The sequence below is a fragment of the Candidatus Solincola tengchongensis genome, assembly GCF_015711935.1.
In the GTDB taxonomy this organism is placed as follows: Bacteria; Actinomycetota; Geothermincolia; order Geothermincolales; family RBG-13-55-18; genus Solincola_A; species Solincola_A tengchongensis.
In genome coordinates this window covers 16920-37251 of sequence record NZ_JACVJJ010000031.1, presented here as the reverse complement: position 1 = coordinate 37251, position 20332 = coordinate 16920, and the positions used below count along the sequence as shown (strand labels likewise).

The following is a 20332-nucleotide window of genomic DNA, read 5'->3' as shown; positions in this document are numbered from 1 at the left end:
GGGAGGTATCGGCCATAGACTTCATCTTTTCCACGGCTTCGCTCTTCCAATGGGAACTGGAGCGCATATTCTACCTGGCAGGCGAGGCGGGTTTTGCTGGCGTAGAGCTTATGGTGACCAAGCGACCGGAGACCCAGTCCCCGGAGGAGGTGAAACGGCTGGCGGACAGATACGGCTTGAGCGTCGATTGCATTCACGCTCCCTTTCTGATGGCGGCGCGAAAGGTCTGGGGCGATTACCGGGGCAAGATAGAGCTCTCCCTGCAGATGGCCAGGCACCTGGGAGCGGAGGTGGTGGTGGCCCACCTGCCCTACCTGTGGCAATGGCAGTACGCGCGTTGGATACGCCGGAATCTGGATGCCAGCCGCAAGGAAGGAGGCGTTTGTCTGGCTCTGGAGAACGCCATGCTGCTCAAGCTGCGCCGCCCCGTGAACTTCAGTTTCTATAACAACCTTCACGCGCTGACCCGTTTCCCCCACCTGGTGTTCGATACCAGCCATTTCGCCGTGGCCGGCGTGGACATTTTCAGGGCATGGGACATTCTGGGAGAACGGGTGAGGCATGTCCATCTTTCCAATAATTACCTCAAAGGCTTTGACGACCACGCCCTGCCCTTCGAGGGCCGCCTTCCCCTGGAACGCTTCCTCAAACTGCTCTCCGCCGCCAATTACGGAGGAAAGGTCTCCCTGGAGCTCGGACCGGGCCCGCTGGAAGCGAGGCTGGGCGAAAGGCGAGTACTGTCCAATCTAAGGCGCAGCCTGGAGTTCTGCCTGAGCTCCGTGTGAGGCCTGGCATCCCATCCCTTGTTTTTCCTCCAGGAGGTATGACTTCCTCTTGAACCGCGCCGGAGAAGGCTCCCCATTTGCAGGGTATGGCATTTGGGCCGGAATGCGGCCCGTTTTTAGGCGCGGAAGGATACCGGCTCTCAAGCGGATTACACCTCGACCGGGCAAGGGTGAGGGATGCCTTGCTGTTCGAGCCCACGCCGTGGGGGTTTGGAGGCCGGCGATCCAACATCGAGGCATGGTTTACAATTGAAGGTATGGAAACGGAAAGGAGTTATGCGCTGCTCGTCTTCGGATGCCAGATGAACATCCACGACGCTGAGCGCATCGCGGGCATCCTTGAAGAAGCGGGCTGGAGGGAGACGGAGCCCGGGCAGGCCGAGGCGGTCATCCTCCTAACCTGCTGCGTTAGGCAGAGCGCCGAGGAAAGGCTGTACGGACGGCTCGCTTCCCTCCGTCCGCTGAAGGAGGAGAGGGGTACCCTCATCGCCGTTGGCGGGTGCCTGGCCCAGAAGGAAGGGACGCGTCTTCTGGAAAAGGCTCCTCACGTGGATCTGGTCTTCGGGACCCACCAGTTCCCCCGCATAGCCGAGCTTCTGGACGAGGCCTCCAGGAGCCGCCTTTGCGAGCTGGGGATGGACGGGCTCCACCTTTCCGGGCTGCCTTTCCGGAGGAGGGAGGGCTTCAGGGCCTGGGTGACCATCACTCACGGCTGCGACAACTTCTGCGCTTACTGCGTGGTCCCCTTTGTCCGCGGGAGAGAGGTGAGCAGGCCCATAGAGGAGGTTCTCGAGGAAGTGGGTCGCCTGGTGGAGGAGGGGGTAAGGGAGGTCAACCTTCTGGGCCAGAACGTCAATTCCTACCGCCTCCGGGAGGAGGGGCGGAGCCGTTTCGCGGAACTGCTGCGGCTCATGGGGTGTGAGTTCCCGGGGGTGTGGGTACGATTCACAACCTCCCACCCCCGCGACTTCGACCGCCGCATCATGGAGGCCATCGCCGAGACGGAGAACGTGTGCGAGCACGTACACCTCCCCTTGCAGGCCGGCTCGGACAGGATACTCAAGGCCATGAACCGGGGGTACGGGGTCGAGGATTACCTGTGCAAGGTGGAAGAGCTGCGGCGCATGGTGAGGGGGGTAGTGGTGAGCACCGACCTCATGGTGGGCTTCCCCGGGGAGACCGAAGAGGACTTCAAGCGCACGCTGGAACTCGTGGAGAGGTGCGCGTTCGATGCCGCTTTCACCTTCATCTACAACCCGAGGCCAGGAACCGCTTCCGCGCGGCTCAAGGACGACGTACCCCGGGAGGTCAAGCTGGAGCGGCTGCAGAGGCTGGCGGACCTCACCCGGCGATTGACCGCCGAGAGCCTGCGGCGGAGGGTAGGGGGGGTGGAGCGCGCCCTGGTCGAAGGCCCCAGTCGCAAGGACGACAAGGTATGGAGGGCGCGCACGAGGGGAAACCAGGTGGTTCACTTTCCTCGGGGAGAGGAAGACCTCACCGGCAGGGAGGTACGGGTGAGGATCACCGGCTCCGGCAGCTGGAGCATGCGGGGAGATATAGTGGACGTCTACTGACGAACTGTCGTGCATACGCATGGTAAAGAGGGGCCGGTGGGGGCAAGAGGGCAGCTCGCACATCTCCTCCGGCGTGGATTCAAATGAGGGAAGAGGAGGCTGTCCCGGCGCTGTCGTTTTACGGGGCCCGGAGCGGGGTATCTTTATAACTGGCCGTTGCGACGGCATCGGGAACCGTCCTCTGGACATGAGGTGCGGGACCGGCGGGGAAAGGATGTCGAACGGGTGTCATAGGGGGGGTGATGGAGTGAATGCGGAAGCGGGAATACTTGGCGGATGCATAGTCCCCCACCCTCCGCTGCTGGTGCCCGACATCGGGGGAAGGGACGTGGAGACGGTGCGCTCCACGCGTGAGGCCATGGAGAGGCTGGGTTCTGCGGTCAGGGATCTGGGCCCGGACGTGTTGGTAATGATCTCCCCCCATACCCCCATCTTCAGGGACGCTTTCACCGTGAAGGTGGGTGAAAGGCTGGAGGGGAGTTTCGCTTCCTTCGGCTGCCCTCAGGTCCGCATATCCAAACGCAATGACGTCGAGTTAGCCCGCGCCATGGTCGAGGAGGCCGAGTCGGAAGGCCTCCCGCTGGTGGCCCTGGAGCGCTCGAGGGGAGGGTGGCTCGACAGGGGAGAGGAACTCGACCACGGGCTCCTGGTGCCCCTGTACTACCTCGACCAATATCTGGAAACACCCATAATCTCCCTCTCCATCTCCGGTCTGGATTACCGTAGCCACTTCCACCTGGGGAGGATCGCCCGCGCGGCCTGCCTGAGGATGGGAAGAAAGGCCGTCTTCGTGGCCAGCGGAGACCTCTCGCACCGCCTGACCCGGGGGGCGCCCGCCGGGTATCATCCCCTGGGGTCGGAGTTCGACCGCCGCATAGTGGACATCGCCCGCACAGGCGATTTCGACTCTCTTTACCTTCTGGAGGAGGACCTGGTGGAGGCGGCGGGCGAATGTGGACTCCGTTCCATCCATGCTCTTTGGGGGGCCCTGAAAGACGGGGAACTGGAAAACCATGTTCTTTCCTACGAGGGCCCGTTCGGGGTCGGATACCTGGTCTCCCTGCACCTGCCCGCCACGAGGGAGGTGGGAGTATGAGCGGGAGGGACGCTCCGGGTGCCGCAAGTCCCCTCGTCTCCCTGGCCCGGTCGGCCATCGAGAAATGGGTCCGGGAGAGGAAGGTCCTGGATCCCGGGCCCCGGGAAAGGCTGCCCGAGGAGTTGAGGGAGAGGGCGGGAGCCTTCGTCAGCCTCAAGAAAGGAGGCGAGCTCAGGGGGTGCATCGGTACCTTCCAGCCCACCCGGGACAACCTGGCCGAGGAGATCGTCTCCAACGCCATAAGCGCCGCCACCCGCGATCCCCGCTTCCCGCCCGTGAGCCCCGAGGAGCTCCCGGACCTGGAGATAAGCGTAGACGTCCTCAGTGAGCCGGAACCGGTGGAGGACATCTCCCAGCTCGACCCCCGGCGCTTTGGGGTCATCGTCCAGAGTGGAGGACGGCTGGGCCTCCTGCTCCCGGACCTGGAGGGTGTGGACACCGTGGAGCAGCAACTGGATATAGCCAGGCGCAAAGCCGGAATCGGGCAACACGAACCCATCCACATATACCGCTTCACGGTCCGGAGGCATCATTGAGAAGCTCATCTTGCGGGACGTGCGCCGCAGGAGTTATCGCAGGGCGCAACGGTTACGAGGCGGCCCCGCCATCTCCCTCCCGGGACGCTTCGATGAAGCGTTTCCCCACTGCGAAGGCCTCGCTTTTCCGCCCCACCCCCCGAGCATGGGAGTCCGGGACCCGGAAGTACGGGCCCCGAGGGCAAATCGCGGGGCCGCTTAACGGATATGGAATCCGCCTATTCGACCTGCAGGCATCAACAGAGGAAATAAGTTACCAGGACAGGCTCAAGGATTGAGGAACGAGGGAAGAAGCAGCAGGCACATAAAGGTCGCCGCCATACTGGGCCCTACGGCGGTGGGAAAGAGCCGCATAGCCGTTGAGGTGGCCAGAAACCTCGAGGCGGAGATAATCTCCGTCGATTCCATGCAGGTGTACCGGGGTATGGACATCGGCACGGCCAAGCCGGGACACGAACTGCGGGAGGCCATCCCCCACCATATGATCGACGTGGTGAATCCCGACGAGGAGTACTCCGTAGCCCGTTTTCAGCTTGAGGCGCGCCGGGCGGTGGAGGAGGTGGCCTCGCGGGGAAAGGTCCCTCTTCTGGTAGGGGGCACGGGACTGTACTTCGAGGCCGTGGTCTACGACCTCCGCTTTCCTCCCGGAGGTGAGGAGAACGGGCTCCGGGAGGAATTGGAGGAGTGGGCGCGGCGGGACCTCGAGGGCCTGAGGGCACGCCTTAGGGAGGTGGATCCGGAGTTCGCCTCCCGCAGTGACTTCTCCAACCCCCGCCGCGTCATCCGGGCCATGGAGGTCTATATGCGAACGGGTGTCCCCATCTCTCGGTTACAGTCGCGCCGCGGAGAGCAGCCACTGGTGTATCCCTACGTTGGTGTGGTTCTGGATGCCCCCCGGCAGGCCCTCTACCGGGCCATAGACCGCCGGGTGGAGGAGATGTTCTCCGCCGGCCTGGTGGAGGAGGTGAGGTCCCTGGCGGAAAGAGGCCTTTCCCGCACCGCCCGCCAGGCTCTGGGGTACAAGGAGGTCCTATCTTATCTTGACAGCCGAAAAACGCTCGGCGAGACTATCTCTGAAATAAAGCGCCGTTCACGGCGCTACGCCAAGAGGCAGTTGACCTGGTTCCGCCGCCTCCCGGGATTGAGGTGGCTCAGGCTCGAGGAGAGCGAGCTTCTCCGGAGTTCCCCCGAGAGCTGGAAGAGGGTGTTCGAATGCCTGCGAGAGGGACTGGACGGAGGGGATTAGGTGGTCTTCTATAAATACCACGGCACGGGCAACGACTTCATAATCTTCAGCGCTATGGAACGGGGAGAGCCCTTCCTCTCACCGCAGGAGATCGCTGAGCTCTGCCGCAGGCACACAGGCGTCGGGGCGGACGGGGTGATATTCGCCTGCCCTCCGCGTGCCGGCGGCGACGCCGGGATGCGCATCTTCAACGCCGACGGCTCGGAGGCGGAGATGTGCGGGAACGGGATACGCTGCTTGGCCAAGTACCTGTACGAGAGGGAAGGAATCCGAAGGGACAGGATTTTTATAGAGACCCGTGCCGGCACCAGGGAGCTCCTCCTCACGGTCGAGGGGGGGAAGGTGCGGGAGGTGGACGTGGATATGGGATTTCCGGAGTTCGGCGGTCCGGATCTGCCCGATTCCGTGGAGGCCGGCACGCCCGTGGAGGTGACCCTTGACCTTCCCGGAGGAGAGAGGACCGAGGCCCTCTGCCTTTCCATGGGCAACCCCCATTGTGTGGTCTTCGTCCCCCATGTGGAGAGGGCACCGGTCGAGGCCTGGGGCCCTCACATCGAGAGGCATCCATATTTTCCCCGTCGCACCAACGTGGAATTTGTGGAGACGGTGGACGAAGGGCACATACGGGTGCGTGTGTGGGAGAGAGGAGTGGGGGAGACCCAGGCCTGCGGGACGGGAGCCTGCGCCGCCTTCGTTGCCTCCGTGCACTCCGGAAAGGGAGCTACCTCAATGGAGGTGTCGCTTCCGGGAGGTAGATTGCGGATCTATGCGGATCCGGGAGGTCACGTACACCTGGTTGGTGCTGCGGTGGAGGTTTTCAGCGGTGAGTTGAGTTCCGGGTGGATGGAGAGTCCGTGACCGGATGCAGGCATCTCCCAAGCTCCTCATGGGGTCGACCGCGGCCCCTTCTCCTGAGCTACCGTGGTGAGACGTATGGATACGAGTACATGGATAGAGTCATGAGGTTCCAAGGAGGAGACGGTGAGGTTTTCCGATAGGCTCGAGAACCTGCCCCCCTATCCCTTCGCCGAGATAGACAGGCGAATGGAAGAACTTGGCAGGGAAGGCGTGAGGTTGATAAACTTCGGCATCGGGGATCCCGACCTGCCGACCCCGCAGCACGTGGTCGAGGAGCTGCGGTTTCAGGCGGCCCGCCCGGAGAACCACCGTTACCCTTCCTATCAGGGCATGAAGCGCTTCAGGGAGGCCGCCGCCTCATGGTTCATGCGGCGCTTCGGCGTTGAGCTGGATCCGGACCGTGAGGTCCTCACGCTCATCGGCTCCAAGGAGGGCATCGCCCACCTTCCCCTGGCCTGCCTGAACCCGGGTGAGGCCGCGCTGGTCCCGGATCCCGGTTATCCCGTCTACCGCACCTCGGTCATCCTATCCGGCGGGATCCCTGTAGACCTGCCCTTGAGCGAGGAGGACGGTTTCCTCCCCGACCTGGACTCCGTGGAAGGCGCGGTATGGGACCGGGCCAGGATGATGTTCATCAATTACCCCAACAACCCCACCTCGGCGGTGGCCGACCTCTCCTTCTTCGAAAAAGCGGTTTACTACGCACGACGCCATGAGGTCCTCCTGGCCCACGACAACGCCTATTCGGAGATCACCTATGACGGTTACCGGGCACCTTCGCTTCTGGAGGTCCCCGGCGCCAGGGAATGGGGGCTGGAGTTCCATTCCCTGTCCAAGACCTACAACATGACCGGATGGCGTCTGGGTTTCGCCGTGGGAGGGGAGAGGGTCGTCGCCGCCCTGGGCAAGGTGAAGACGAATGTGGATTCAGGTGTCTTCAACGCCATCCAGCTGGCGGGAGTGGCCGCCCTGGAGGGCCCACAGGACTGCGTAGAGCACAATCGGAACGTCTACCGCCGGCGGAGAGACGAGCTGGTGAACGCATTGCGCCTACTGGGCTGGAAGGTGGAACCTCCGCGGGCCACCCTCTACGTCTGGATGCGGGTACCCGAGGGGCACACATCGGGATCCTTCACCAGGGAGCTCCTGGAGAGGGCGAGGGTGGTGGTGGTCCCGGGTGCCGCATACGGGTCCCGCGGGGAAGGCTACGTGAGGTTCTCCCTCACCCTGCCCGACGATGAGCTGAGGGAGGGCGTGCGCAGGATAAGGGAGGCCTTTTCCTGAACGGTGGACCTGCATCGCTCAGGCTTCCCGGTAAGGGCTGATCATAGGACGGTGTGAAGGCCTTTGAGCGAGGAGCGTAGCGACCTTACCGAACGGCCGCGGGAAGAGGAGGCGGAGAAGGCCGTCCTGGTGAGCGTGCTCTGGGGTGACGTCCCGGAGGTGGAGGCGGAGGAGAGCCTGTCCGAACTGCGCTCCCTTGCGGAGACCGCCGGAGCGGTGGTGGTTGATTCCCTCGTCCAGTCGCGCAGGAAACCGGATGCCGCTACCCTGCTGGGCAAGGGGAAACTGCAGGAGCTGCAGCGGCGGGTGTCGGAAAGCGGCGCCGATCTGGTCATCTTCGACCAGGAACTCACCTCCTCCCAGCAGCGCAACCTGGAGAACGCCCTGGACATCAAGGTAGTGGATCGCACCGCCCTGATCCTGGACATCTTCGCCCAGCACGCGCATTCCAAGGAGGGCAAAGCCCAGGTGGAGATGGCCCAGCTGCGTTACCAGCTGACCAGGCTGACCGGGAAGGGCGCCCAGCTCAGCCGCCTTGGAGGGGGGATAGGGACCCGCGGACCCGGGGAGACCAAGCTGGAGGTGGACCGCCGGCGCATTAACATGCGCTTGAGGACCCTGAACCGGGAACTGAGAGAGCTGACCCGGGTGCGGCGCGTGAAAAGGAAGAGGCGCCTCCGCCTGGAGATCCCCACCTTCTCCCTGGTCGGCTACACGAACGCCGGGAAGTCCTCTCTGCTCAACCTGCTCACCGATGCCGGAGTGCTGGTGGAGGACGGCCTTTTCTCCACCCTGGACCCCACGACCAGGAGGCTGATGCTCCCGGGGAACCGGCGCGCGGTGATCACGGACACGGTTGGTTTCATCAACCACCTCCCGCACCAGTTGGTGGAGGCCTTCAAGTCCACCTTGGAGGAGGTCAGGGAGGCGGACGTCCTGCTGCACGTCATCGACGCCTCCGCTCCCAACATCGAGAGAAGGACCAGGGCCGTGGAGGAGGTCCTGGAGGAGCTAGGAGCCCTGGATATCCCCACCATCTACGTGCTCAACAAGATCGACCTGCTGGACGGGGAGGCCAGGGAATACCTCCGCAAGAGGTATCCCGAGGGGGTGCTGACCTCCACCGTCACCGGTGAGGGCATCCCCGAGCTCAAGGAGAGGATGGCCGCCTGCATTCCCGCCTCGCGCACCATGCGCTTGAAGCTGCCCCTGGAGGAAGGCCGCCTCCTCTCTCTTCTCTATCGGCGGGGAAAGGTGCTGGAGCTGGGCTCCCGGGACGGATTCTACCATCTTTTGGCAGAGGTCCCTCCAGAACTGGCGGAGAGGTTGCGGGCCTTCAAGGAGGAGGAAGATGCCTGAAACGGCGGCACGCCACCGGTTGCCGAGGATATCAGAGGCGTGATGCGAGGAGGACCGAAACACCCTCCACGGCGTTTTATTGTAATATTCTGTTATATCTTCCTGTCCATTTCCACTTGCCACGAGGGGAGATGAGGGATACGGCCGGCGGAGTTAGTGAAGGCGGCCCATGGGCCGGTGAAACGGACCGTGAGGTGCGGGGGCGGGAATTCATCTTCCGGCTCTTCTCCACCTTGGGCTTTCTGCTGCTCGTTCAACTGGGGCGGCTTAACGTGAACTTGGGGGGAAAGGTCGACTACCCGCCTCTTTATGCGTTGGGTGGCGCATATATTACTTACACCCTGGCCGCCTACCGCTACCATGGCGTCTTGGGCAACAAGAGAGGGCTCCGATTGTTGACCACGGTGGTCGATCTGTCCGCCATCTGTCTGGCTATCTACCTCTGCGGGGGCGTGGAGAGCTACACTTTCCTCCTTCTCGGGATGTCCCCGGTCATCGGAAGCGTCTACGGCGAGCTCAGAGGCGCCCTGTTGGCCACCTTCCTGGGATTCCTGGGATACACGGTAGTGGTACTCGCCGACCGGAGCCTTCCCCCGGGTTTCGACCTCGCACAGGCCCTAATTTTGCGTTACGGCTTCCTGGCCGGCGCCTCCATCCTGGATATCTACCTCATGGACATCCTCATGAAGGACAGACGGCGGCTGCGTCTCTTCTACGAGATAAGCCACAGCTCGAGCAAGAGTCCGGCCCTTTACAACGTCATGGCCGAGATCACGCACCGCATGGCCGAGATCATGCGTGCGGAGATCGTGCTCCTCCTCACCCGTGACGAGAACGACGCTTCTCTGGTGGCCCAGCAGCCCTCGCCGGGGCTTGACTATCTGGTCGCCTCCCGCCTCAGGATTCCCCTGGGCTCGGAAAGCCTCCTGGCGAAGTCCTTTGAGCGTGGAAGCCCTCTCCTCTTGACCAGGCGCGCCTGCCGGGAGATGGAGCTGCCCATGCCGCTTCCGGTGATGCGCTTGCTGGACCTGATGGCCTGTCCACTCGAGGCACGGGGAAAGAAGATCGGCCTCCTGGTCCTGGCCAACAAACTGGATCGCAGGGGTTTCTCCCGCCGCGACATGGACATCCTGAAGCTGCTCGCGCCGCACATCTCCGTCTTTCTGGACAACGCCATCCTCTTCCGGCGCAGCGAGGAGAAGGTGGCCCAGCTGACCAGCCTCATCAGGGTGGTGGACGCCATCCATACCACTTCCAGCCTGGATCAGTTGTACAACCTGGCCATGGACGTCATCCGGGCCCTCTTCGCCCCTGACAAGGCCCTGATCAACCTGGTGGACGCTCAGTCCGGCAAGTTGAGGACCGTTCGCAACCTGGGTTACGACCAGGAATATGCCGAGAGGCATCTGAGCCATCCCTTCGAGCCGATCGCCGGATGCTTCGTCTTCAAGAGCGGAGACTACCTTATATGTCCCGACGTGAAAACGGAAAAGCGCTGTCCCAACATGATGGTCAGCGAGGACATAAAATCCGTCCTCTGCGTGCCCATCCGTTCGGGCACCAAGCTCTACGGGATACTGCATATGGCCAGCCGCTTCGAGAGGGCCTTCGACGAGGAGGACGCCGCTCTGGCCAAGGCCATAGGGGAACAGATAGGCGTGGCCGTGGAGAGGGCGCGCCTCTTCGAGGAGATAAGCCAGCTGGCGGTCACCGACGAGCTGACCGGCCTTTACAACATCCGCCATCTGAAGCGGGTTCTGGGGGAGGAGGTCAAGCGTTCCCTGCGCTACGGAAGGGCTTTCTCCTTCATCATGCTGGACATCGATTATTTCAAGATCTATAACGACCAGCACGGGCACCTGCGGGGAGATGAGGTGCTGCGCATACTCGCCGGGCTCCTGCAGCAGAACGTCCGGGAAGTGGACACCGTCTTCCGCTACGGGGGGGAGGAGTTCTCCATCATCATCCCCGAGGTGGCCAAGCAGGAAGCCATGGCCATGGCGGAACGCATCAGGCGGATGGTTCAGGATTACGTCTTCCCCTTCGAGGAATTCCAACCCGGCGGAAACCTCACCGTCAGCATGGGGATATCCGGTTTTCCGGAGGACGCCGAGGAGACGGAGGAGCTCATCGACCGCGCCGACCGCGCTCTGTATCGGGCTAAGCTCACGGGGCGCAACCGCGTCTGCCTCTACGACCCCTCGCTGGACCGGGAGGCCTTCCACCCCCATGTGCCCTTCTGACCCCACCATTGCCCCCCCACAGTCCCGGGTGAAGAGGGGGCCACATGCCGATTCTCGAGGATCGGGTATCTCCCGCTCGCCATCGCGTTCATCCCTTTTCAGGGTCGCATTGTCACGGGCGCCGAAGGGGGTATAAAATAGCATTCATCAAGGCGGGATGTGGCGCAGCTTGGTTAGCGCGCTAGACTGGGGGTCTAGAGGTCGCCGGTTCAAATCCGGCCATCCCGACCAGCGAGAAAGGCGGTCAAAGCCGCCTTTTTGATTTTGCGGCCTGCGCACGCTTACCCGCGCGTCACCCCCCTTGATTAGAATAAGCGCCAGGACGGACCATATGGGTATGCTTAAGCGCCTTGGGGGTGGCGCCGTCCCGCCCCGCGCCCGTCGAAAGGAGGCTTCATGGGGGAAGGATTGACTAAAGGCCCAGAGACCCTGGTCAGCATACCCCCGCAGAAGGGAGGTCCTCGATGATAAGGAGAAACATCGCCAATTTCTTCACCTGCCTGCGTGTGGCCCTGATCCCGCTGGTGGTGTGGCTGATCTTTACCGCCAGCCAGCACACAAGGGATGCCGCCCACGCCTGGGCGCTCGCCGTTTTCCTCTTCGCCGCCCTTACCGACTTCATAGACGGCCAGATAGCCCGCCGCACCAACACCATTTCCGAGTTCGGCAAGGTGGTGGACCCGCTTGCCGACCGCCTCCTGGTCATCGCCGTGCTGGTGGCCCTAATGTGGCGCCTCTTCATGCCCCTTTGGATGGGCATCCTCATCGTGAGCAGGGACGCGCTCATGCTGCTCGGCGCCCCCGTGGTGGGCATAAGGGATCCGCAGGTAAGGGAGCGGCTGGCCGTGCACTGGACGGGTAAGCTGGCCACCGCATTGCTCTTCACCGCCATCTGCATATTCATCTTCTGGAACCTCTACCGGCAGGTGAATTTAGTGGGGCTGGTGATATTCTGCGTCGGTATCTTCTTCTCCTATCTCAGCGGTTTCATCTACCTGCGCCGGGGTATAAAATTGTTAGGCGCTCGGCTGGAATCCTGAGGTATGCGGCGGTAAGGTCCGGATGTTCACGGAACGACATCCGGCGCGAGCCGGTAGCGCTCGGTGAGGAGGTGAGAGTATGAGTCCCCGTTTTACGCAGGAGAAAGACCTTTCCGAGGCCGTCCGCGTGAGCTGGTTGGGGCATGCCATGTTCCTCCTGGAGGACGGTTCAGGCCATCGCCTGGTCACCGATCCCTACGGGGAGGGGGTAGGTTATTCCCTTCCCCGCTTAAAGGCGGATATCGTCCTGGTGAGCCACGATCATTTCGACCACGCCAACGTGGGCCTTGTGGAGGGCGAACCAAGGGTGGTCCGGGAGGCGGGCAAAACGGAAATAGACGGCGTGGTCATCGAGGGCTTCTCCACCTTCCACGATGCCAGCGGGGGAAAGGAGAGAGGGCCCAATACGGTCTTCCGTATCCGCATGCAGGGCTTGACCTTCATCCACCTCGGGGACCTGGGGCACCTCCTCGGGAAGGACCTGGTGTCCGAGCTGAAGGGGGCAGACGTGCTATTCGTTCCCGTGGGCGGCACATTCACCGTCGACGACCGCCAGGCGGCGGAGTTGGTGAAAGCGCTTGCGCCGCGCATCGCCGTGCCCATGCATTTCCGCAATGCCGGATGCAATTTCCCCATCCTCACCGAGGAACCCTTCCTCGCGAGGTTCTCCGCCGTGGAGAGGGTAGGGAAGAGGCCGGTGTACATCGATCCCCGGGAACTACCCGAGCCCACCCTGATACTGGTGCTCGATTTCATCGACTGAGGCGCCCAAGGGAAAAGGGATAAAAGGGGTCACGCGGCGCGGGAGACTTTTCCGCGTTCCTCGTCCATTGGCTCGCTTCTTCCTGCACGGTCATCCCCGCCAAGCGTTCCATTCGCCTCTACGGACGGGGCCTCCGGCGGAAAAGAGGAGGGGGAACTTTTGGTTATAATAAGAAATGAATGGCCGAAAAGGGTTGCCGTGATCCCGACCCATGCAAGGCTGCGGCCGGAAAGTGGTTCCATTCCGGTAGGTGAGACGGAAGGGGGATCGAGGATCACGACCCCTCACGGCCGTCGTAACCGACCACACGTCTTCCACTTGCTCTTACATACCGGGAACCAGGAGGTGGACTTTGAAAGCGGTGATCATGGCGGGAGGCCAGGGCACAAGGCTGCGCCCTCTTACCAGCAACCAGCCCAAACCCATGCTCCCGGTGGTCAACAAGCCCATGATGGAGCACATCATCGAGCTGCTGAAAAGATGCGGGTTCCGGGAGATGGTGGTGACCCTGCAGTTCCTGCCCACGCTGATCACCAACTACTTCGGGGACGGGACGGACTGGGGCGTTAGCCTCGAATACACCACGGAGTTCGCCCCTCTGGGCACGGCGGGCAGCGTGAAGAACAGTGCCTCCTTTCTCGACGAGACCTTCCTGGTGATCAGCGGAGACGCCCTGACGGACATAGACCTCAACCAGGTGGTGGAGTTCCATCGCCGCCGTAAGGCCATGGTGACCATCACCCTCATACGGGTGGAGAACCCGCTGGAGTTCGGGATCGTGGTCACCGACGCGGAGGGACGCATTGAGCGTTTCTTGGAGAAGCCCAACTGGGGGCAGGTCTTCAGCGACACCATAAACACCGGGATATATGTGCTGGAGCCGGAGGTGCTCGAATTCATCCCCGAAGGCCAGCCCTACGACTTCTCCAAGGACCTCTTTCCTCGCCTCCTGGAGGGAGGTTACCCCCTCTACGGATACGTGGCCGACGGTTACTGGTGTGACATAGGCAATTTCGAGCAGTATGTCGCCGCCCACCGCGACGTCCTGGACGGAAAGGTGAAGGTGGAGATCCCCGGTTTCCGCATGGCGGAGAACGTGTGGGTGGGCGAGGGGGTGGACATCGAGCCGGGGGCGGAGATAAGGGGCCCCACGGTCCTGGGAGACCACTGTAAGGTGGAGTCCGGGACCAAGGTCCGGGAATACACCGTTCTGGGGCACAACGTGGTGGTTAAGAAAGACTCCTTCCTGCACCGGGCCATAATCTACGAGAACTCCTACATCGGCAACGGGAGCCACCTGCGCGGCTGCGTGGTGGGGAAGAACTGCGACCTCAAAGCCAACGTGCGATTGGAAGAGGGAGTGGTCGTCGGCGACGAATGCCTCATAGGGGAGAGCGTCCTGGTCAAGCACGACGTCAAGATCTATCCCTTCAAGACCGTGGAGACGGGGGCCACGGTAAACACGAGCATCGTCTGGGAATCACGAGGCCTGCGCACCCTCTTCGGGAAGAGAGCCGTCTCCGGTATAGTGAACGTGGACGTGACCCCGGAAATGGCGCTCCGCCTGGCCATGGCTTACGGCTCCACGCTTCCCGTGGGTTCCACGGTGGTCACCTCAAGGGATGCCTCTAGGGCCGCCCGGACCATCAAGAGGGCCATCATCAGCGGACTGAACGCGGCCGGGGTGAACGTGGCCGACCTGGAGGTCTCACCGGCTCCGGTCAACCGCTACGCCATCAGGGCGGAGCGGGCGGAAGGGGGCGTGGATGTCCGCATATCGGCTTTCGACCCTCAGTCCATCGAGATACGCCTCTTCGACGAGGAGGGGATAGACATCCCGGAATCCAAGCAGAGGGACATCGAGAAGGTCTTCAGCCAGGCCAGTTTCCGCCGCGCCTTCATGGACGAGATCGGCGCCATCGTCTTCCCGCCCCGCGTCCTGGAAATGTATACCAGATCCCTGCTGGATCATCTGGACCTCGACCGCCTGCGGGAGAGGCGCTTTCGCGTGGTGGTGGACTACGCCTACTCCAGCGCCAGCATGATCCTACCCGTGATCCTGGGGAAGATGGGGTGCGACGTCCTGAGCCTCAACAATTTCACCGACGAGAAGAGGGTCACCCTCTCGCAGGAGGATCTGAACGCCTCCCTACGCAACCTCTCTCGGCTGGTGAAGTCCTCCGAGGCCGAACTGGGAGTGCTCCTGGACAACGCCGCCGAGAGGCTCTACCTCCTGGACGAGATGGGACGCCAGATCCACCCCCAGGTGGCGCTCCTGCTCTTCATCGAGCTCATGGGCGAGGCGGGAGTGAGTGGCAACATCGTCGTCCCGGTAAGCGTGACCTCTCAGGTGGAAAAGGTAGCCTCGCGATACGGGAGTAAGGTGGTGCGCACGAAGGTGAGCCGGAGCGAGCTCATGAAGGCTTCCCTGAAGGACGGGGTGGTCTTCGCCGGAGCGGGGAGCGGCGGGTTCATCTTCCCTTCCTTCATCCCCACTTATGACGCCATGGCCAGCACGGCGATGCTCCTCGATGCCCTGAGCCGCGTGGAGGGGCCACTATCCCGGCATGTGAATGCTTTGCCTCCCATCCATATGCTGTCCACCGAATACCTAGCCTCCTGGGAGCAGAAGGGCACCATAATGCGGCGGCTGGTGGAGGAATACGCGCAGGAGAGGGTGGACCTGGAGGACGGGGTCAAGATCTATATGGACGGCTCCTCTTGGGTCCTGGTGTTGCCCGATCCGGACGAACCCACCCTCCACATCATCAGCGAGGCGGAGAGCGATTCCGAGGCCGCCCGCCTGATAGCCGAGATGACCAGGAAGATAAACGCCCTGGTGTCCGCCTGAGGCCCCGGGCCGGAAGGGCGAGGCCTGTAGGCATATCGACTGCGGGTTCAAGGGGAGGGGCCTCTCTACGATGCCGGAAGGAGAAAGGTTTGCCTTTCTATCCTCCCCCTTGCCCCGCCAAGACGAGAGCCTTGCCGATCGGGCATGGATCAGGAGAAAAGCGCCTCAGTCGGCAGAGGGAGCAGGAGGCAGGTGGGAGCAACGGGGAAGAGCAAGGGCCGGGAAAGGGCAATCCATGAAGACCATCTCCTGCCCCCGCCATCCTTAACCAGGGGCCGTGAAAACGGGTATTATAAGTGAAAAACCCGGGACGCGGCGGTCGGCTTGGGGCCGGGATGGGCAGAGAAGGCTCGCCTTCGCCGCGGGGAAGAAGTTGAATACGCATGGAGGTGTTGGGGAATGGCCTTTAACTTCGACGCTGATGGAGCCCTGCTGGTCATAGACATGCTCAACGACTTCATACACCGTGACGGCTCGCTGGTGGTGCCCGGGGCCTCCCGCATCGTGCCCAGGATCGCCGAGCTGGTAGGCGATGCCCGGGAGCAGGGGATACCGGTCATCTACGTGGCCGACCGGCATCGTCCGGATGACCGTGAATTCCGCTACTGGCCGCCTCATGCCGTGGCCGGCACCTGGGGAGCGGAGGTGGTGGAGGAGCTCACCCCCGGAGAGAAGGACTACCTGATACCCAAGAGGCGGTACAGCGCCTTCTTCGGCACCGACCTGGATACATATCTCCGGGAGATGGAGGTGGGCAAGCTCTACCTCACCGGCGTGCTGACCAACATATGTGTCTACGCCACCGCTCTGGACGCCGCGATGCGCAATTACCGGGTGGCGGTGTTCAAGGACGGCGTGGCCTCCCTGAGCCAGGAGACCGACGCCTTCATCTTCAAGCAGCTGGAGGAGGTGCTCCAGGCCGAACTGATCTGAGGAGGTGAGTAAGATATTTCACGTCGCATCCAATGAGGACATCCTGCAGGGCAGGGTGACCGACGTTTACTTCACCAACGTGGTAAAGGCCCTCCGCCACCTCGACCTCAACCCCCGCGTCGCTGCGGAGGTGCGGGCGGGAAGCCTACCGGAGGACTGGGAGTGGGCGGTCTTCGCCGGGCTCGAGGAATCCCTGCGCCTGCTCGAGGGACGCCCGCTGGACGTTTACGCCATGCGGGAGGGGACCCTTTTCCAGCCCGAAGAGACGGTGCTCGTCGTGGAGGGGAGATACCAGGACTTCGCCGTACTGGAGACGGCGCTCCTGGGCTTCCTGTGCCAGGCTTCCGGTGTGGCCACCAAGGCGGCCCGCTGCAGGCTGGCCGCTGGCGAGCGGATGGTCATAAGCTTCGGCGCGCGCCGCATGCATCCGGCCATCACGCCCATGATCGAGAGGAACGCCTTCATAGGGGGATGCGATGGAGTGGCCGTGGTGGCCAGCGCGGAGCTCATCGGCGAGAGGCCACTAGGTACCATGTCTCACTCCCTCCTCCTCTGCGTGGGGGATGAAGCGCGCGCCTTCCGGGCCTTCGATGCCACCGCCGACGAGTACATCCGGCGCGTGGCCCTGGTGGATACCTTCCAGGACGAGAAGTTCGGGGCCCTTACCGCCGCAGAGGCCCTTGGGGAACGCCTCTTCGCCGTGCGGCTGGACACCCCCAGTTCGCGACGGGGAGATTTTCTGAAGATCATCCGGGAAGTGCGCTGGGAACTCGACCTGAGGGGCTACCACAAGGTGAAGATATTCCTCAGCGGAGGGTTGGACGAATACGATATCCTGCGCTACAACCCCTATGCCGACGCCTACGGCGTGGGGACCTCCATCTCCAACGCGCCGGTGGTGGACTTCTCGCTGGACATCGTTGAGGTGGACGGGAAACCTCGGGCCAAACGGGGGAAGATGTCCGGCAAGAAGCAGGTCTTCAGGTGCCCTTCCTGCGGTGCGGGCAGCCTGGTCCCCTGGGATGCGAAGCCTCCCGTATGCCGGTGCGGGGAAGGGATGCGGCCGGCGCTGCGCCGTTTCCTGGAGGCGGGAAAGCTCGTAGAGGAGCTTCCCAGGCCCCAGGAGATACGCAGCTACGTGCTGGAGCAGCTCTCCGGGCGGGAGTTGAGGCCGCCCTCATGAGATTCCCAGGAACCGCTTGTCCCAGCTCCGGGAGCGCCTCGAAGCCCACCGCCATTCGCGAGGCGGCGGAATCCGCCCTGAGGAGGAGCGAGAGATTGGAGACCTGGAGATTACTCCCCCACCAAGCGGATGAGGGGGCCTCTCATATGGCCCTGGACCAGGCACTGTTGGAATGCGCCGCGGAGCCTTCCTTCCCGCCCACCCTCCGTTTCCAGCGCTGGATCCCACCCGCGCTGTCGCTGGGGAGATTCCAGAAGCTGGAAGAGATCGACCTGGAGGCCTGCGCGGGCTCCGGGGTGCAAGTGGTCAGGAGACCGACCGGGGGAAAGAGCATACTCCATTTGGAGGATTTCACATACAGCCTGGTGCTCCCCTCCTACATGTCCCTGCCCTCCGGGGTGGTGGAGACCTATGCCCTCATCGGCAGGGGGATAGTGGCTGCTCTGCGCCTCTTGGGCCTGGATCCGGTCATACACGTGGGGGGAGGGGCGAAAAGAACGCCTTCCAGCGCTGCCTGCTTCGCCTCCTCAACCCAGGCAGATATCCGCTGCGGGGAGAGGAAAGTCTGCGGAAGCGCCCAGCTGCGCAGGGGCGGCGCAGTACTGCAGCACGGTTCGGTGCTCTTGAAAGACCGGTCAGAATTCCACTTCCGTCTCCTCCGCTTCGAGGGGGGGACGGAGAGGTCTTCGTCCCTGCTGGCATACCGGCGGAACTGCGCTTCCCTGGAGGAACTCGGCGTCGAAGTATCCTGGGAAGAGATGGCGGAATGCCTCCGCAGGGGCTTCGAGGAGAGCTTCGACATCCGGCTGAGGGAGGAGCCTCTCCGCGAGGTGGAGGAGCTGCGCTGGCGTTCGCTCATACCCGCTTACCGTTCCCGGGAATGGCTTCACAACCCCCATCGCCTGGAGCTCCCGCCCCTCGCCGAGGAAATGGTTCCCTGAAACCTTCCGCTCCTGACCAGCCCGCTCATCCACAAAGCCTGGATGACAGGTCGCCGTTCATCCGCCAAGTAACTCGGGGAGTGCCGCTTTTCTGAGATGGACGCCGGCTGGGGATGGGATGTTTCATCTTATGGGTGGACAGGCTGCGTGTGGAGAGGAGTTGAACACCGACCTGTCATCCCGGCGCGTGTGCCGGCGTAAAGGTCCCCATCCGATTCGGACTCGGTGGCTGGTCTCGTATCCGGTTCAAGCGCGCACTGTTTTGGCCTCTTAGGCCAGGTGCGGGAGGACACCCGAGGAGTGAGCAAGGATATGGCCCTGCCCGTGCCGCACCCCTCTCTCCTGGTGCTCCGGGTCTTGAAAATGGTTGAAGAAACAATCACCACCCCGGCAGAGCAGGCAAATTTTAAGAAGGGATGACATCTCGATGTCCAGCTTGAAAGATACCAAGGGATGCGACCCGGAAGGATTTTTGGAAGTACAGGGAGTTTCTGTTAAAATATTAATCTAGGGTAACCAAAGGAGGGCTGTGGATGGAAAAGGATAAAGAGGGGTCCGATAAGGTTCCCATTCACGAGGCTTACATCGACTATACCTCGAAGAGCGACGAGGAATTGCGCAGGATCCTAGAGGAGCTCCTCAAGGAGGAAAAGAGGATCTCCTATCAGAGAAGGATCCTGCATGGAAAGATCGACCTCCTCCGCGCCGAGTTGGTGAGGAGGAGGAAGGAGGGTCTCAAGGAGGGCCGCATCCTCTTCAACGAGGAGGACATACGGAAGCTCAGCGAGATACTGGCCGGAGAGGCGCTGGGAGTCAGCCGCAACGACCCCACCTTGGATTGATTCCTCCAACGGGAATGGCACCCGCAATCTTTGCCGCAGACCTTCACAGATTGAGCTTATCATCTCTTCGCTTCCGAAGAGCGATCGTATTCCCACAACCTTAACCATAAAGTTTTTCTTTAAAAATCCGGCGGGAAATATTATCATTAAGTCCGTAAAGGCCTCGATCTTCGGTAGCCCATGACCTCTTTGTGGGGTGCTTTTGGCGAGTGGGCACGGGATAGACGGCGAGTTCTGGCCACAGAAGGGCCGGAGGCCGTCTTCAAGGATACCGGAGATGCCCGAGAACGGAGGATCGGAGGGGAGGAGGGATAGGATTTGCGCTGCCGAAAGTGTGGTTTCGTGAACCCTGATGGCAGCTCCTACTGTTCCCGCTGCGGCACGATACTGGAGGAGAGGGCCTGCGCCGATGAAGCAACACGGGGCATCCCGGTCATCGAGCCCGATATGGAGGAGGAGGATGTGGAGGTAAGCCCTCCACTGACTGCTCCTGCGAAGGGAACCGCCATTCTGGTGATAAAGAAGGGGCCGGACGCGGGGATGAACTTCACCTTGGAGAGCGACGTCACCGTGATAGGAAGACACCCGGAAAGCGACATCTTCCTGGACGATATCACCGTGAGCAGGCGTCATGCGGAGATAAGGAGGGAAGGAGATTCCTATTTCATCACCGATACCGGTTCCCTCAACGGCACTTACCTTAACCGCGAGCGCATAGACAGCGCGCCTCTTTCCAGCGGCGATGAGATACAGATAGGGAAGTTCAAGCTGCTCTTCCTACGGGGCTGAGGGGATGTG

17 protein-coding genes and 1 tRNA gene are annotated in these 20332 nt (G+C 62.3%); all 18 read left to right on the top strand.

Features of this window, described 5'->3' with window-relative positions:
- The first annotated feature begins 14 nt into the window (after positions 1-14).
- Positions 15-785 (top strand): sugar phosphate isomerase/epimerase family protein, encoded by a 771-nt coding sequence (locus H7007_RS01960; protein WP_350340602.1) that lies wholly within the window; start codon positions 15-17, stop codon positions 783-785.
- A 257-nt stretch (positions 786-1042) separates the two neighbouring features.
- Positions 1043-2359, top strand: a complete 1317-nt coding sequence (gene miaB, locus H7007_RS01955) for a tRNA (N6-isopentenyl adenosine(37)-C2)-methylthiotransferase MiaB (protein ID WP_287152809.1) — start codon at positions 1043-1045, stop codon at positions 2357-2359.
- 247 nt (positions 2360-2606) lie between these two features.
- Entirely contained in the window at positions 2607-3455 is an 849-nt protein-coding gene (locus tag H7007_RS01950; protein WP_287152808.1) for a class III extradiol dioxygenase subunit B-like domain-containing protein, read from the top strand.
- The gene (amrA, locus tag H7007_RS01945) at positions 3452-3991 is read left to right on the top strand and encodes an AmmeMemoRadiSam system protein A (protein ID WP_287152807.1); all 540 of its coding nucleotides are present in this window, start codon (positions 3452-3454) and stop codon (positions 3989-3991) included. The genes H7007_RS01950 and amrA overlap by 4 nt, the downstream gene beginning before the upstream one ends.
- 274 nt (positions 3992-4265) lie before the next feature.
- On the top strand, positions 4266-5237 hold the full coding sequence (miaA, locus tag H7007_RS01940; protein WP_287152806.1) for a tRNA (adenosine(37)-N6)-dimethylallyltransferase MiaA: 972 nt from the start codon (positions 4266-4268) through the stop codon (positions 5235-5237).
- Positions 5238-6095, top strand: coding sequence for a diaminopimelate epimerase (dapF, locus tag H7007_RS01935; RefSeq protein ID WP_287152805.1), 858 nt, complete (start codon positions 5238-5240; stop codon positions 6093-6095).
- A 123-nt stretch (positions 6096-6218) separates the two neighbouring features.
- Positions 6219-7379 (top strand): LL-diaminopimelate aminotransferase, encoded by a 1161-nt coding sequence (locus H7007_RS01930; protein ID WP_287152804.1) that lies wholly within the window; start codon positions 6219-6221, stop codon positions 7377-7379.
- 63 nt (positions 7380-7442) lie between these two features.
- Positions 7443-8738: a GTPase HflX gene (gene hflX / locus H7007_RS01925; protein ID WP_287152803.1), complete on the top strand. Its 1296-nt coding sequence runs from the start codon at positions 7443-7445 to the stop codon at positions 8736-8738.
- 131 nt (positions 8739-8869) lie between these two features.
- Positions 8870-10981: a sensor domain-containing diguanylate cyclase gene (locus H7007_RS01920; protein ID WP_287152802.1), complete on the top strand. Its 2112-nt coding sequence runs from the start codon at positions 8870-8872 to the stop codon at positions 10979-10981.
- Between the two features lie 153 nt (positions 10982-11134).
- Positions 11135-11212: transfer RNA gene (locus H7007_RS01915), tRNA-Pro, on the top strand.
- A gap of 233 nt (positions 11213-11445) precedes the next feature.
- Complete coding sequence (gene pgsA / locus H7007_RS01910) at positions 11446-12021, top strand: CDP-diacylglycerol--glycerol-3-phosphate 3-phosphatidyltransferase (protein ID WP_287152801.1); 576 nt, start codon at positions 11446-11448, stop codon at positions 12019-12021.
- A 79-nt stretch (positions 12022-12100) separates the two neighbouring features.
- On the top strand, positions 12101-12784 hold the full coding sequence (locus H7007_RS01905; RefSeq protein WP_287152800.1) for an MBL fold metallo-hydrolase: 684 nt from the start codon (positions 12101-12103) through the stop codon (positions 12782-12784).
- Between the two features lie 361 nt (positions 12785-13145).
- Entirely contained in the window at positions 13146-15635 is a 2490-nt protein-coding gene (locus tag H7007_RS01900; RefSeq protein ID WP_287152893.1) for a sugar phosphate nucleotidyltransferase, read from the top strand.
- Between the two features lie 399 nt (positions 15636-16034).
- Positions 16035-16568, top strand: coding sequence for a cysteine hydrolase family protein (locus H7007_RS01895; RefSeq protein ID WP_287152799.1), 534 nt, complete (start codon positions 16035-16037; stop codon positions 16566-16568).
- Between the two features lie 4 nt (positions 16569-16572).
- Complete coding sequence (locus tag H7007_RS01890; protein ID WP_287152798.1) at positions 16573-17751, top strand: nicotinate phosphoribosyltransferase; 1179 nt, start codon at positions 16573-16575, stop codon at positions 17749-17751.
- Positions 17748-18692, top strand: a complete 945-nt coding sequence (locus tag H7007_RS01885; RefSeq protein WP_287152797.1) for a lipoate--protein ligase family protein — start codon at positions 17748-17750, stop codon at positions 18690-18692. Before H7007_RS01890 ends, H7007_RS01885 begins: the two co-directional genes overlap by 4 nt.
- 533 nt (positions 18693-19225) lie before the next feature.
- Positions 19226-19534: an RsiG family protein gene (locus H7007_RS01880; protein WP_287152796.1), complete on the top strand. Its 309-nt coding sequence runs from the start codon at positions 19226-19228 to the stop codon at positions 19532-19534.
- Positions 19535-19852: 318 nt separating this feature from the next.
- Complete coding sequence (locus H7007_RS01875) at positions 19853-20323, top strand: double zinc ribbon and FHA domain-containing protein (RefSeq protein WP_287152795.1); 471 nt, start codon at positions 19853-19855, stop codon at positions 20321-20323.
- Positions 20324-20332 lie beyond the last annotated feature (9 nt).